Below are 12,187 nucleotides of genomic sequence, written 5' to 3'. Positions count from 1 at the left end.
AGCAGGTGCCGCCATCTGGGATGTCCGGATACAGTCGAGGCCATCATGACTTCCCGTCCGGCGCCGCTGATCCCTCCTCGGCTGCGTGCACTCCTGGCGCGCGTGCCGCTCCTGGTGCCGTCGGTCCGTTTCGTGAGGAAGGTGTGGTCGAAGGACCGGTACCTCCTCATCGCTCTCGTCATGCTCACCGTCGTGATCGGCGTGCTCGACGCGGAGGTGTCGGCGTACTGGTTCTCGCCCTCGCTGCTGATCCTGTTCACGCTGATCGGCGGCCTCCAGCTCCGGCTGCGCAGCCTCACGATCCTGCTGTGCGTGGTCGTCGCAGCCCTGGCGTACATGGGACCGATCAGGGAAGTGCCCAGCGTCGGCCCCGGCCTGCTGATCACGATGGCCTTCACCGCCGTGCTGGCCTGGATGATGGCGCGGACGCGGGGCAAGCTCGGCGTCCAGGGCCTGCGCGGCGACGCGATGCTGCTGGAGCTGCGCGACAGGCTCAAGCGGCAGAGCGAGCTGCCGCCGCTGCCCAAGGACTGGGGCGGCAAGGTGGTGCTGAAGCAGGCCGGGGGATCGTCGTTCGGCGGCGACTTCGTCGTCTCGATGAGGGAGGGCGACCGGGTCCGGGTGGCGGTCGTCGACGTCTCCGGCAAGGGCGTGGACGCGGGAACCCGCGCGCTCATGCTGTCGGGCACCTTCGGCGGCCTGCTCGGCTCGGTGGACGACTTCCTGGCCGCGTGCAACTCCTACCTGCACCGCCAGCTCGGCGACGAGGGATTCGTCACCGCCGTCCACCTGGAGCTCGACCTTTCCACGGGGGAGTACACCATCACCTCCGCCGGGCACCCGCCCGTGGTCCGGTTCGACGCCGGGTCGGGCACATGGCGGGTCTCCACGGCGAAGGGCGTCGTGCTCGGCGTGGTGCCCGACCTGGCCTGCGAGACCGACAGCGGGGTGCTGCGCAAGGGCGACGCGCTCATGCTTTTCACCGACGGGCTGATCGAGCAGCCCGGCCGGGACATCGACGCCGGGCTCGACCGGCTGCTGGGCGAGGCCGAGCGGCTGCTGCCGTCGGGATTCCGCGACAAGGCCCGGCAGCTCGTCCAGTCGATGTCCTCCGGCCACAACGACGACTGCGCGCTCGTCCTGATCTGGCGGCCCTGACTTCCTACAGCCAGCCGGAGTCGGTGGCGATTCTCACGGCGTCGACGCGGTTGCGCGCTCCCGTCTTGACGAGGATGCGCGACAGGTGGTTGCGCACGGTGCCGACGGACAGGCCCAGCTCGGCGGCGATGTCCTTCGAGCGCCCGCCCCCCGCCGCGAGCCGCAGCACCTCGTGCTCCCGCGGCGTCAGCGGGCAGTCGGCGGCCTCCAGCGCGGCCACCGCCAGCTCGGAGTCGACGACCCGGCGCCCGGTCGCCATCCGACGGATGCCGTCCGCGAGATGCTCGGGGGCCACCTCGATGCTCAGATAGCCGAGGACGCCCGCCGCGAAGGCCCGCTTGAAGTGACCCGGGCTGGGCTGCGCCGAAAGCAGCATCACCCGGCAGCGTGGCGCCTTTTCTCCCAGCCGCGCGGCCGCGGTGAGCCCGTCCACCCCGGGCAGGTCCGCGTCGATGACCGCGGCGTCCGGCCGCAGCTCCAGAGCCGCCGGCACGATGTCCTCGCCCGACCCGACGTCCGCGACCACCCGCAGGTCGTCCTCCCCGTCGAGGGACGCGACCAGGCCTCGCCGTACCAACGGAAGGTGTTCGGCCACCAGGATCCGGATCAAGGTTCTCCTCACTGGACGTCTCTCAAAGGGTGATCGACCAATTGCGTACTGTCAACGAAGTGTCCCCAATCGGTCACACATGGGCAAGCCGAAGCCACGCCGGAAAAGCCTTCGCGCTCACGCGGGTGGGCTACGCTCGAAAGGTGCTTCGTCTGCCAGGGCACTTTCTCCACCTCGGGGGTACGCGCTGATGAGCTGGCTCTTCGTGGCCGGATTCGGGATCCTCTTCGTCGGTCTGCTGGTCTCGATCGCGCTGCATGAGATCGGGCACCTCGTGCCCGCCAAGCTCTTCGGCGTCCGCGTGACCCAATACATGGTCGGCTTCGGGCCCACGATGTGGTCACGCAGGCGGGGCGAGACCGAGTACGGCGTGAAGTGGGTCCCGCTCGGCGGCTACATCCGCATGATCGGCATGCTTCCCCCGCGGGCCTCCGACGAGCCGGGCAGGCTGCGCAGCGTCTCCACCGGCCCGTGGCAGGGCCTCATCGAGAACGCGCGTGCGGTCGCCTCGGAGGAGATCCGGCCGGGCGACGAGGGCCGGGTCTTCTACCGCAAGCCCTGGTGGCAGAAGGTCATCATCATGACCGGCGGCCCGGCGATGAACTTCGTGCTCGCGTTCGTGCTGTTCGCGGTCGTGATGATGGGCTTCGGCGTCCGCGAGCTGACGCCGGTCGTGTCCTCGGTGTCCAAGTGCGCCATCCCCGCCGCCGAGGCGGAGCACCGCGACTGCCGGGACAGCGACCCACTGACGCCCGCCGCCAAGGCCGGTCTGCGGCCCGGCGACCACATCGTCGCCATCGGCGGCACGCCGGTGAAGGACTGGGAGAACGCTCAGCGGCTGATCCGGGAGCGCGGAGCGGGGGTGACCACGCTCGGCATCGAGCGGGGCGGGCAGCGCACCGACGTGAGCGTCGACCTGATCGCGCAGGACATGCCCTCGCTGACCGACCCCGACAAGATCGACAAGAACGTCGGCTTCCTGGGCGTGAGCCCGGCCACCGTCGTCGAGAAGAAGGGCCCCGGCTACGTCGTCGGGCAGATGTGGGACCTGACCGAGCGCACCGCCGTCGCGATGGTCAACATCCCCAAGAAGATGGTCGGCGTGTGGAACGCCGCGTTCTCGGGCGAGAAGCGCGACCCCAACGGGCCGATCGGCATCGTCGGGGCGGGTCGCATCGGCGGCGAGATCGCCGCCTCGGACCTCCCGGTCGAAAACAAGATCCAGATCTTCATCAACCTGCTGGCCGCGCTGAACCTCGCGGTGGGCATGTTCAACCTGATCCCGCTGCTGCCGCTGGACGGCGGTCACATCGCCGGCGGACTGTGGGAGGGCGTCAAGCGGGTCTTCGCACGGGTGCGCCGCCGGCCCGTCCCCGGTCACGTGGACGTGGCCAAGGCGCTCCCGCTGACGTACGTCATGGCGGCCCTGCTGGTCGTCATGGGCGGCCTTCTCATCTACGCCGACCTCGTCAACCCGGTCCGTCTGTCCGGCTGAGCCCCGTCGGGCCGGGGGCTATTCGCCGGTCACGCCGTCGATGCGCTCGCGCAGCAGATCGGCGTGGCCGTTGTGGCGGGCGTACTCCTCGACCATGTGGCACATGATCCAGCGCAGCGAGTAGTGCACTCCCTGGCGGTCCGTCTTCGTCGTCGCGTCCAGGTCGGCGCAGGCCTCCTCGGCCGCCCGCGCGTGCTCGATCTCCGCGTGCCAGGTCGCGAAGGCCTCCTCGGCGGAGGCGGTGTCCACGTTGTCGAACTCGCCGTCCGGGTCGTCGTCGCTGTAGTAGATGCCGCCGAGGTCCTCGCCGTTCAGCCGGCGCCGGAACCAGGCGCGCTCGACGTCGGCCATGTGCCGTACGAGGCCGAGCAGCGACATGCTGGAGGGCGGCACCGAGCGCAGCCGCAACTGCTCCTCCGTGAGGCCCGCACACTTCGCCGCGAGGGTCTGGCGGTGGTAGTCGAGCCAGGCGCGCAGCATCGCGCGCTCGCCCGCGGTGACAGGGGGATCGATACGTGTGTCGGTCATCCCGGCATCCTGCCCGAGTCGCGGTGCGGAGTCATGTCATTTGAAGCTCGCCGGTCGGTATTCGAGCAGGACGACGCGCGAGTCGAAAACCCTGGTGCCGGTCAGTTCCAGCCCGGTCCGGGGGTATCCGGCGTAGGCGGGCTCCCGGCCGTCGCCGCCCAGCGTCAGGGGGAAGACCATCACCCGGAACCGGTCGACCAGCCCGAGCTCCATCAGGCTTCTCACCAGCGTGAGGCTGCCGATCGAGCGCAGCGGCACGTCCGACTCCTGCTTGAGCGCCGTGATCCGCTCGGCGAGGTCGCCGCGTACGAGCCGGGTGTTCTTCCACGCGAGCGGCTCTCGCAGGGTGTTGGAGAAGACGGCCTTGGGCAGGTCGTTCATCCGGGTGCTCGCCTCGTCCGCGGCCGCGGACGAGATGGCCGCCAGCGCCTCATAGGTGACGCGCCCCATGAGCATCAGCTGCGGCTGCTCGGTGGCCTCGCGGATCCAGGCGTCGAGGCCGGGACCCGCGTAGCCGAAGAAGGGCCCCACGTCCACACCGGCGGCGAAGCCGTCCATCGACACGAACACGTCCGCTACGAGCTCAGCCACGGCCTGACTCCTCGATCCTGAATTCGCCTCGCATGTCACTGCCGTCCGTACGGACGGCCGGCAGGTCTTCGAATCTCACGTCGTCGTCACCTGAACGGGTCCATCGTCCACCGCGGCCGCGCCCCCGGCCAGGAAGGACAGTGCCAGTCTTCGCCGTCGAAGTCCACGGCGAAGGGTGTGGCGTGCGGTAATGGAGCCCCCCAGACGTCCGCTCCAAGGCGGCACAGCGCCGCCAGCGCCGCGGTAAGGCTGGCGACGTGACCGACGACCGCGACGGTCTCTCCTCGATGCGCTCGTGTGATCACCCCTAACGCCGCGGTCATCCGGGCGACCACCTCACGACCCGTTTCACCGTCGGCGACCTTCCGCTCAAGGTCATGGTCCACGACCCAGGCGCGCAGCACGTCCGCGGTCAGCCGGTGGACGGCAGGGTCGGTCGTCCCCTCGTACCTGCCGATGCCGACCTCGGCCAACTCGGGCATTCCGACAATGGTGACATCCGGCGAGGGGGCGAGGAACTCCGCGGTCTGCCGGGCGCGTAGCGCCGTGCTGCAATAGATTCCGGCGATGGGCTCGCCGGTGAGGATTCCGGCTGCCCCGGCCGCCTGCTCGCGCCCGCGTCCCGTCAGAGGCGCGGCGGGAACGGCCCCGGCGACACCGGCCGTGACGTTCTCCGATTCGGCATGGCGCAGGCACCAGATCCGGACGAAGCCATCCATCACGGGGCGGGCCTGATCACGAGGTCACTCGTCATGGAAGGACGATAACCCGATCCGCCCTTCTCCCGGCGAGTGGCAGGCTGCGCCGGCCGCCGCCCGTGATCCTCGCAATTCGACTGCGTGAGATTTCCTGACAGAGATCAACTCGTGACCTTATGATCATCCCTCGTCGTCTTTTGACCAAGATCGGGGGAAATTTGTCATGTTGACCCGTAGAGACTCGCTCCGGCTGCTCGCCGGTGTCGCGGCGGGGGTGACCGCCGTACAGGCCCGTCCCGCGGCCGCGGGGACCCGCACATGGACCATTACCGGGCAGAGCGCTCCGGCGCTGCAGCCGTTCGACGACACGCTCAAGAGCTTCATGCAGGCCCGTGCCATCCCGTACGCGTCGCTGGCCGTGGTGTGCCAGGGCAGGCTGGTGCTGGCGCGCGGCTACAACTGGACGGAGAACACCAGCCCGCAGGCCGGGCCGACCTCGCTGTTCCGTCTGGCGAGCATGAGCAAGCCGGTCACCGCCACGGCGATCATGAAGCTCGTCCAGGACGGCAGTCTCAGCCTGTCCGCCCAAGTGGCGCCCATGCTGGGGCTCAGCACCGCCGCCGACTCCGACCTCGGCGACGTCACCGTGCTCCACCTGCTCCAGCACGTCGGCGGCTGGGACTCCGACAGGTCGTTCGATCCGATGTTCCGGGACCTCGCGATCAGGGACGGGCTCCAGGTGCCGCTGCCGGTGACGCAGGCGAACATCATGGACTACACGTCGCAGTTCGAGCTCGACGACGACCCCGGCACGCACTACGCCTACTCGAACTACGGCTACATGCTGCTCGGCAAGGTCATCGAGGAGGTCACCGGCCTCCCCTACGACACGTACGTCCGCCAGAACGTGCTCTCCCCGGTGGGGATCCAGCGCATGGTCCTCGGCCGCACGGCGCAGAGCCTGCGGCAGCCGACGGAGGTGACCTACTCCTCGCAGTACACCGGGACGACCGTGCTCGACTCCTCCGGAGACCTCGTGCCCTTCCAGTACGGCGCCTTCAACCTGGAGAACATGGCGGCGCACGGGGGCTGGCTCTCCTCGGCCGTCGACATGGCGAAGTTCACCACGATCTTCGACGCTCCCGGCCTGCTCACCTCGTCGAGCATCGCGCAGGCGTTCGCCCAGCCCGACATCGTGAACCCCGACGGCTGGTACTACGGGCTCGGCTGGCTCGTCCGCCCGGTCACCGGCGGCCTCAACACCTGGCACGACGGCTCGCTCCCGGGCACCTCCACGCTCATGGTCCGGCGGTGGGACGGGCTGAGCTGGGTGGTGCTCTTCAACCAGCGCGACGACCCCTCGGGCCTCGGCTACGGCGACATCGACCTCCTGCTCCACCAGGCGGCGGACGCCGTCAGTCCCTGGCCGACGACGAACCTCTTCGCCGACTACGGGCTCTGACCCCCGCCCTTGGCGAAGATCCCTCATCACCACACCTACGGAGCCGCCCGACGCGACAGCTTGTCCAGGTCGCGCACGCAGAAACCGTGGTGTTCCCATTCCTCGTTGAGCACGGTGCCGAGGCATTGCCGCACGCGCCGGCCCTTGGCATACGGGGGCCATCTGTCGTCGTCCGGCACCGGGGCGGGCTTCGCGAGCTGCTCGGGTGTGACCTCGGCCAGCCACGCCTCAATCTCCGACGCCTGCCGATCGCGCACGCTCAACACTTCGCCGAGACTCGGCCGGGCGGACCTGTCCAGCCCCAGCCCCTCCTGATCCGGCACGAACGGAGATGCCAGTCCCATCGCCGTGAACGGCTCGGTCAGCCCGAGCACGCAGCGCCGAAACCACGAGTCGTGCACGAAGACGAGGTGACGCAGAGTCTCGACCATCGACCACTCGCCGTCGACGCCGAGATCCTCGCTGCCCTCGGCCATCGACCCGGCCCGCTCGGTAGTCGTCGCCCACGCCTTCCGCAGCTGTCGCCAGGCCTCGCGCAGGTCGGCCGGTTCGTCGGAACGGATCAGCAGCCGCACCGGGTGCCGGCGGTCGAGCTCCGCCTCGACGTACGGCATCACCTCCACGCCGTTGACCACCAGGTTCGTGACCAAACCGTCGATCTCAACGTCCTGCATGACCACACCGACCAGCCGCGCCCTACTCAGGTCGCACTCGCGGAACTCCGCGCCTGTGAGGTCTTCGTCGTTGAAGCGTCGCATGCGGACAGGCTAAGCCGCACCGCACGCACACAGACGCCCTCGATGTGCCCTGACCCGACCTGGCGGGATCGAACATGCAGGTGGACGGCTTGCGGACTCCTGGCGGAGTGGCTTTATCAAGCTGTGCGAATGCTGGCCTCTGCGAGCTTCAGGTGTCGGGGTGAAGGTTGCGGAGCATTCGTTACAGAGCCGTAGGCCGTGGTCAGGGACGGAAGGCGGCGAGGATGATGTCCGCGTAGCGGCGCCAGACAGCCGGGTCACGTTCGTCCAGCACGATGAGCTGGCGGACCACGCCGCACAGAACGACACGGACGTCGAGGACGCCGACGTCCTGGCGGATCAGGCCCGATACCTTCGCCGCCTCGACCAGCCGGCCGATCAGGTCGACAAGTTTCGCGGCAGGCACCAGGTGGGCCTCGAAGAACGCCGCCGCGAGGCCGCGGTCGCGGGCGAGACGATCGAGCAGATCCGGCACATAGTCGGCGAATCCGCGGTAGGCGTCGTCGGCGGCGAGAGCGGCCAGCGTACGGTCCTCCAGCGAGCGGAAGTTCTCCCGCGCTATCGCGAGCACCAGCTCCTCCTTGCTGGGGAAGCTGCGGTAGACCGTCGCCCGCCCGACCCCAGCCCGCTCGGCCACCTGGGGCACCGTGACGTCAAGGCCGTGCTCTGCGAACAGTTCGCGGGCTGCCGCGACGACCCGCTCGTGGTTGCGCAGCGCGTCCGCGCGCCGGGGCACGTTCACCGTCATGGTCGGATGGGTTCGGGCATCTCGGGTTCCTTTCAGCGGACGTCGAAGCCGGCCTCGTCCACCTGGCGGAAGCGACCGTCCTCGGCCAATGTCGCGAAAAAGTAGATCTCCCGGTTGATGATCGTCCCGTCGGTCAAGGTCATCGTGTAGCGGTGCCGCTCGGCATAGCGCGAACCGTCGTACAACTCGTCGAGCACGGTCACCGTACCCTCAACGACTCGACTGCGGATGCCGGCGACCATGTCCGCGAACCCGGCGCGGTCTAGCACACGTCCGTCGCCGCGGTGGATGTAGTCGGGGGCGTAGTACTTGTCCAGAGCCTCGTGAAGGTCAAGTCGAGGCTCGAACGCCACGTCGCGGATGGCGTCACTGATGCGTGCAAATGTCACGAGCAAACCCTCTCATCTATCCGGACCTCTGTGTCCGGTTAACCTTCATCGTACCGGACACGCAAGTCCGGTACGGATCGATGCTCGCGACACCACGCGAGCATGACGCGTCCTTCCCGGGGCGGTCCCGGTACCGCACGAACGGGACCGGGAGGGTCATTCGTTGACGGCGGTGGTGGTACCGGCGCGGCCACCAGTTCGGCGAACGGGTCGATGCGGATGGTGGCCTGTCGCACGCGGTCGCCGGTGGCGCCACTCGCGAGGCTCCCGTACTTGCGGACGTAGGCGTCGTCGACGCGCGCAAGGTCAGAAGCTCAACAGTCAAGGCATCACCAGGCCCCTACGTTCACGCCGAAGGCCGCGCCTGACCTGTGAGAACGCCTATGCCACTGATGCGGATACCACATCAGACGGAATAGGCACGCCTTCTAGTACATCGAGATGTGTACGTGGTCGTAGTGGTTGGCGGTGATTCCGCCGCGATCGGACATGGTCCGCCAGCCCGGACGGCCGAGGTTGTAGATGCGCTGCTGCCAGATCACGTACATCACGCCCAGTTTCGGCCCGTTCTTGATGGCCCAGGCGGCCAGGCTGTCGCCGAGCGCCTTCATCTCGGGTGAGGGCATGGCGCCGCCCGAGCTCATCATGAAATCGCATGCGCGCCCGAGGGGGTGCTCGCCGCTGTTCTCCGCGCGGTAGCAGCCGATCGGGAACCGCAGGGCGAAGTGCTGCCCGACCTCGGTGCGCATGAACTGCATCCGGGGCGTGATGTTGTCGGAGCCACTGGGCAGTTCCGGCGCCCACGACCCGCCCGCGCGCTTTCCCGGCGCGATCGGGATCAGCGCGTCGAGCTTGTCCTTGATCTCGTCGATGAGATCCTCGGCGTCCTCGCGCTGTCCGGCGACCTCGGCCGCCTGCGTCTTCAGGTGTCCGGTCAGCGTCTTGGCGGCGTCCGCGGCCTGCTGCCGTTCGCCGCGGACCTGGTCGAAGCGCGCGAGCCTGGCGGCCTGTTCCTCTTTGAGCTGGTAGTTCAGGGCCGCAGTGTTCATGTCGGGCAGCACCATCGCGCTCTCGGTCTGATAGCGCAGCCCGGCGAGTTGCCGTACGGCGTCGCTGGCGGCTTCGTAGTCGGCCTCGGCCTTGGCCAGCCGGCCGCGTGCCGCCTTCTCCTCCACGCGGGCCTTGGCGAGGGCGACGCGTTTGGCGTTGTAGTCGCCGATCAGCCGGTCGACCTTCTTCCGCAGGTCCGACAGCTCCTGCTTGAGCTGCTTCTCCGTCGGCTTGGGGTCGGCGGCGCCGGGCGCGGCCGTGCCGAACACGAGGACGGCGGAGGCGAGCACGCCGACAGCCAGGGGGAACGCGCGGGGCAGAGCCCACTCCTCTCCATCTGCCGACCGGGTTAGCTGACGGGTTCGGGCTGGAGAAGCCCGGGCAGGCTACTGCCTTGACCCCAGGTGCGTGATTGGGTCCCCGGCTCCCGGGCAGGGCGCCCGGGATTAGGCGTACCGGTTGTGACGGCCGGTGTCAGGGATACTAGTGGTAAAGAAACCGTGGCTGCCACCAAAGTCGCAACCAACCGGAGATCAAGCCGTTATCGCCTCTCGAAGCATCCGGGCGGCCTCCTCGGGCAGCACATCGTTGACGAACGCGCCCATGGCCGACTCCGATCCGGCCAGATACTTCAGCTTGTCCGGCGCGCGCCGGATCGTGAAAAGCTGCAGGTGAAGGTAGGCGAGGTCGCGCCGGTAGGTGACCGGGGCCTGGTGCCAGGCCGCGACGTACGGCATGACGACGCCGAACAGCCCGTCGAGGCGGCGCAGCACCTCGGTGTAGAGCGGCGCGAAGGCGGCCCGTTCCTCCGGGGACAGCGCAGGGATGTCGGGCACCTGACGGTGCGGGTAGACGTGCACCTCGAACGGGTAGCGCGCGGCGGCCGGGACGAAGGCCGTCCAGTGCTCGTTGGCGGCCACCACCCGGGGGCCCTTCCGCTCGGCGGCCAGGACGTCCGCGAACAGGTTGCCGCCCTGATGGCGGCCGGCGGCGTCCAGCATCTGCCGCGTACGCGGCGTGACGTACGGATAGGCGTAGATCTGTCCGTGGGGGTGCGGCAGCGTGATGCCGATCTCGGCGCCGCGGTTCTCGAAGCAGAAGACCTGCTCCACACCGGGCAGCGAGGACAGCTCGGCCGTGCGGTCGGCCCACGCCTCGACGACCAGCTCGGCCTGCTCGTCGCTGAGCGAGCTGAACGACGCGTTGTGGTCGGAGGTGAAGCAGACGACCTCACAGCGCCCGATCCCCGGCCGCACCTCGCTCAGCCCGCCCACCTGCTCGTACGCACCGGTGTTGAAGCTGAACGACGGGAAGCGGTTCTCGAACACCGCCACTTCGTAGGGCGAGGGGATCTCCGAGCCGGGATGGCCCGGGCAGAGCGGGCACTCGTCGGCGGACGGCAAGTGGGTGCGCGTCTGGCGGTGCCGGGCCACGGCCACCCACTCGTCCATCAGGGGGTCGTAGCGCAGTTCGGAGGCGAGCGGGCGCGGCGGCAGGTCCCGGGGGTCGATGGCGCTGTGGTCGGCGTCGTCGCGCCGGTCGAAGTAGATCAGCTCACGGCCGTCGGCGAGATGGGTGATGGTGCGCTTCACAGAGCGGTCTCCAGTTTCACGGTGCGGTGTCCCGGGTCGCGGCGGGCTTCGAGACGTCCGGGGGCGCAGCGGGCTCGCTCCAGAGGTCCGGCGTCACAGTGCGGTCTCCAGCGGGGTCTCCAGCTCGGTCTCCCCGGAGGGATCGGCGAGGAGGAGCTCGCCGGCGTGCTCCGACAGCGCGGTGCGCGCCTCCTCCGGCAGGCCGACGTCGCTCACGACCACGCCGGCCTCATCGAGGGCGGCGATCGTGCTGATGCCGATCGTCCCCCACTTGGTGTGATCGGCCAGGACCACGAGCTGCTGGGCGGCCGCGACGAGGGCGCGGTCGGTCTCCGCCTCCAGCAGGTTCGGCGTGGTGTAACCGGCCCGGACGCTCATGCCGTGCACGCCGAGCATGAGCGTGTCGACGTTCAGGGAGCGGACGGCCGCCACGGCTACCGGGCCGACCAACGCGTCGGAGGGCGTACGCACGCCTCCCACCAGCACCACGGTCTGGTCGGGCCGTCCCGCCCGGTGGAAGACGTCGGCCACCTGAACGGAGTTGGTGATGACGGTCAGCTCGGGCACGTCCACCAGGTGATGGGCCAGTGTCCAGGTCGTGGTCCCGGCCGACAGGGCGACGGAGCTGCCGGGCCGTACGAGCATGGCGGCCCGGCGGGCGATGGCCTCCTTCTCGGCCTGCTGCCGCACGGACTTCGCCGCGAAGCCCGGCTCCTCCGTCGAGCCGGCGCCGGTGGCGGTCGCCCCGCCGTGCACCTTGACGATCAGGCCGCGCTCCGCGAGGACCTCAAGGTCGCGGCGAATGGTCATGTCCGAGACCCCGAGGTCGCGTACGAGCTGCGCGACGCGCACCCCGCCGGTTCTGCGTACCCTCTCCAGGATCGCCTGCTGCCGTTGCTGGGCCAGCATTCACCACTCCTGTCAACAGATTCAAACAAATTATGCCCCACGAACGTGGAGACGTGTTGAGTTGGGGGTCTGCCCCTTGCCGCTCGGGGTCCGGGGGAGGACAGTGGGCGAAAGCCGTACTCGACGGAAGGCGGTCGTGATGGGCAGGCGCGCACGCAAGTCGAAGGCACGCAAGAAGAAGAAGGCCAACCACGGCAGG

At 69.1% G+C, this 12,187-nt stretch carries 13 protein-coding genes and 1 riboswitch; of the genes, 3 read left to right on the top strand and 10 right to left on the bottom strand.

What is annotated here, in order from left to right; translation table 11 throughout:
- Positions 1-45 precede the first annotated feature (45 nt).
- Positions 46-1,158 carry a PP2C family protein-serine/threonine phosphatase gene (locus tag ACGFIB_RS21010; RefSeq protein ID WP_357244877.1) on the top strand — a complete coding sequence of 371 codons (1,113 nt, stop codon included), beginning with the start codon at positions 46-48 and terminating at the stop codon, positions 1,156-1,158.
- 4 nt (positions 1,159-1,162) lie between these two features.
- On the opposite strand, the gene ACGFIB_RS21005 is transcribed toward ACGFIB_RS21010, so the two are convergent.
- Positions 1,163-1,768 carry a response regulator transcription factor gene (locus tag ACGFIB_RS21005; RefSeq protein ID WP_357244875.1) on the bottom strand — a complete coding sequence of 202 codons (606 nt, stop codon included), beginning with the start codon at positions 1,766-1,768 and terminating at the stop codon, positions 1,163-1,165.
- 190 nt (positions 1,769-1,958) lie between these two features.
- Here ACGFIB_RS21005 and ACGFIB_RS21000 point away from each other — a divergent pair, with 190 nt between their 5' ends.
- On the top strand, positions 1,959-3,263 hold the full coding sequence (locus tag ACGFIB_RS21000; RefSeq protein ID WP_357266319.1) for a M50 family metallopeptidase: 1,305 nt from the start codon (positions 1,959-1,961) through the stop codon (positions 3,261-3,263).
- Positions 3,264-3,281: 18 nt separating this feature from the next.
- On the opposite strand, the gene ACGFIB_RS20995 is transcribed toward ACGFIB_RS21000, so the two are convergent.
- From ACGFIB_RS20995 to ACGFIB_RS20985, 3 genes are all read right to left on the bottom strand, one after another.
- Complete coding sequence (locus ACGFIB_RS20995) at positions 3,282-3,791, bottom strand: DinB family protein (protein WP_191049907.1); 510 nt, start codon at positions 3,789-3,791, stop codon at positions 3,282-3,284.
- A gap of 36 nt (positions 3,792-3,827) precedes the next feature.
- The gene (locus ACGFIB_RS20990) at positions 3,828-4,382 is read right to left on the bottom strand and encodes a dihydrofolate reductase family protein (RefSeq protein ID WP_393374171.1); all 555 of its coding nucleotides are present in this window, start codon (positions 4,380-4,382) and stop codon (positions 3,828-3,830) included.
- An 86-nt stretch (positions 4,383-4,468) separates the two neighbouring features.
- Complete coding sequence (locus ACGFIB_RS20985) at positions 4,469-5,101, bottom strand: histidine phosphatase family protein (protein WP_357266317.1); 633 nt, start codon at positions 5,099-5,101, stop codon at positions 4,469-4,471.
- A gap of 202 nt (positions 5,102-5,303) precedes the next feature.
- Here ACGFIB_RS20985 and ACGFIB_RS20980 point away from each other — a divergent pair, with 202 nt between their 5' ends.
- Positions 5,304-6,542 (top strand): serine hydrolase domain-containing protein, encoded by a 1,239-nt coding sequence (locus tag ACGFIB_RS20980; protein ID WP_393374168.1) that lies wholly within the window; start codon positions 5,304-5,306, stop codon positions 6,540-6,542.
- Between the two features lie 35 nt (positions 6,543-6,577).
- Here ACGFIB_RS20980 and ACGFIB_RS20975 read toward each other — a convergent pair whose 3' ends face one another.
- The 6 genes from ACGFIB_RS20975 to ACGFIB_RS20950 all read right to left on the bottom strand — a co-directional run bounded on the left by ACGFIB_RS20975 (position 6,578) and on the right by ACGFIB_RS20950 (position 11,988).
- Positions 6,578-7,300 carry a DinB family protein gene (locus tag ACGFIB_RS20975; RefSeq protein WP_142572145.1) on the bottom strand — a complete coding sequence of 241 codons (723 nt, stop codon included), beginning with the start codon at positions 7,298-7,300 and terminating at the stop codon, positions 6,578-6,580.
- 202 nt (positions 7,301-7,502) lie between these two features.
- Positions 7,503-8,048 (bottom strand): TetR/AcrR family transcriptional regulator, encoded by a 546-nt coding sequence (locus tag ACGFIB_RS20970; protein WP_393374165.1) that lies wholly within the window; start codon positions 8,046-8,048, stop codon positions 7,503-7,505.
- 32 nt (positions 8,049-8,080) lie between these two features.
- On the bottom strand, positions 8,081-8,437 hold the full coding sequence (locus ACGFIB_RS20965) for a hypothetical protein (protein ID WP_393374162.1): 357 nt from the start codon (positions 8,435-8,437) through the stop codon (positions 8,081-8,083).
- A gap of 428 nt (positions 8,438-8,865) precedes the next feature.
- Positions 8,866-9,777 (bottom strand): coiled-coil domain-containing protein, encoded by a 912-nt coding sequence (locus tag ACGFIB_RS20960; RefSeq protein ID WP_229689738.1) that lies wholly within the window; start codon positions 9,775-9,777, stop codon positions 8,866-8,868.
- A gap of 34 nt (positions 9,778-9,811) precedes the next feature.
- Positions 9,812-9,950: riboswitch (cyclic di-AMP (ydaO/yuaA leader) on the bottom strand.
- Between the two features lie 70 nt (positions 9,951-10,020).
- Complete coding sequence (gene galT, locus ACGFIB_RS20955; RefSeq protein WP_142572141.1) at positions 10,021-11,079, bottom strand: galactose-1-phosphate uridylyltransferase; 1,059 nt, start codon at positions 11,077-11,079, stop codon at positions 10,021-10,023.
- 93 nt (positions 11,080-11,172) lie between these two features.
- A complete protein-coding gene (locus tag ACGFIB_RS20950) occupies positions 11,173-11,988 on the bottom strand; it encodes a DeoR/GlpR family DNA-binding transcription regulator (RefSeq protein WP_393374159.1) in 816 nt (271 codons plus the stop codon).
- Positions 11,989-12,187 lie beyond the last annotated feature (199 nt).

This window comes from Microbispora bryophytorum (assembly GCF_043197435.1).
Lineage (GTDB): Bacteria > Actinomycetota > Actinomycetes > Streptosporangiales > Streptosporangiaceae > Microbispora > Microbispora bryophytorum.
The sequence above is the reverse complement of the archived record's forward strand: the minus strand, read 5'-3'. Positions and strand labels throughout refer to the sequence as shown.

Excerpts from the sequence above, each read along its gene's own strand:
- ACGFIB_RS21010 (WP_357244877.1), top strand. The coding sequence starts at position 46 with ATGACTTCCCGTCCGGCGCCGCTGATCCCTCCTCGGCTGCGTGCACTC.
- ACGFIB_RS21000 (WP_357266319.1), top strand. The coding sequence starts at position 1,959 with ATGAGCTGGCTCTTCGTGGCCGGATTCGGGATCCTCTTCGTCGGTCTG.
- ACGFIB_RS20995 (WP_191049907.1), bottom strand. The coding sequence starts at position 3,791 with ATGACCGACACACGTATCGATCCCCCTGTCACCGCGGGCGAGCGCGCG.
- ACGFIB_RS20985 (WP_357266317.1), bottom strand. The coding sequence starts at position 5,101 with ATGGATGGCTTCGTCCGGATCTGGTGCCTGCGCCATGCCGAATCGGAG.
- ACGFIB_RS20980 (WP_393374168.1), top strand. The coding sequence starts at position 5,304 with ATGTTGACCCGTAGAGACTCGCTCCGGCTGCTCGCCGGTGTCGCGGCG.
- ACGFIB_RS20975 (WP_142572145.1), bottom strand. The coding sequence starts at position 7,300 with ATGCGACGCTTCAACGACGAAGACCTCACAGGCGCGGAGTTCCGCGAG.
- ACGFIB_RS20970 (WP_393374165.1), bottom strand. The coding sequence starts at position 8,048 with ATGACGGTGAACGTGCCCCGGCGCGCGGACGCGCTGCGCAACCACGAG.
- ACGFIB_RS20950 (WP_393374159.1), bottom strand. The coding sequence starts at position 11,988 with ATGCTGGCCCAGCAACGGCAGCAGGCGATCCTGGAGAGGGTACGCAGA.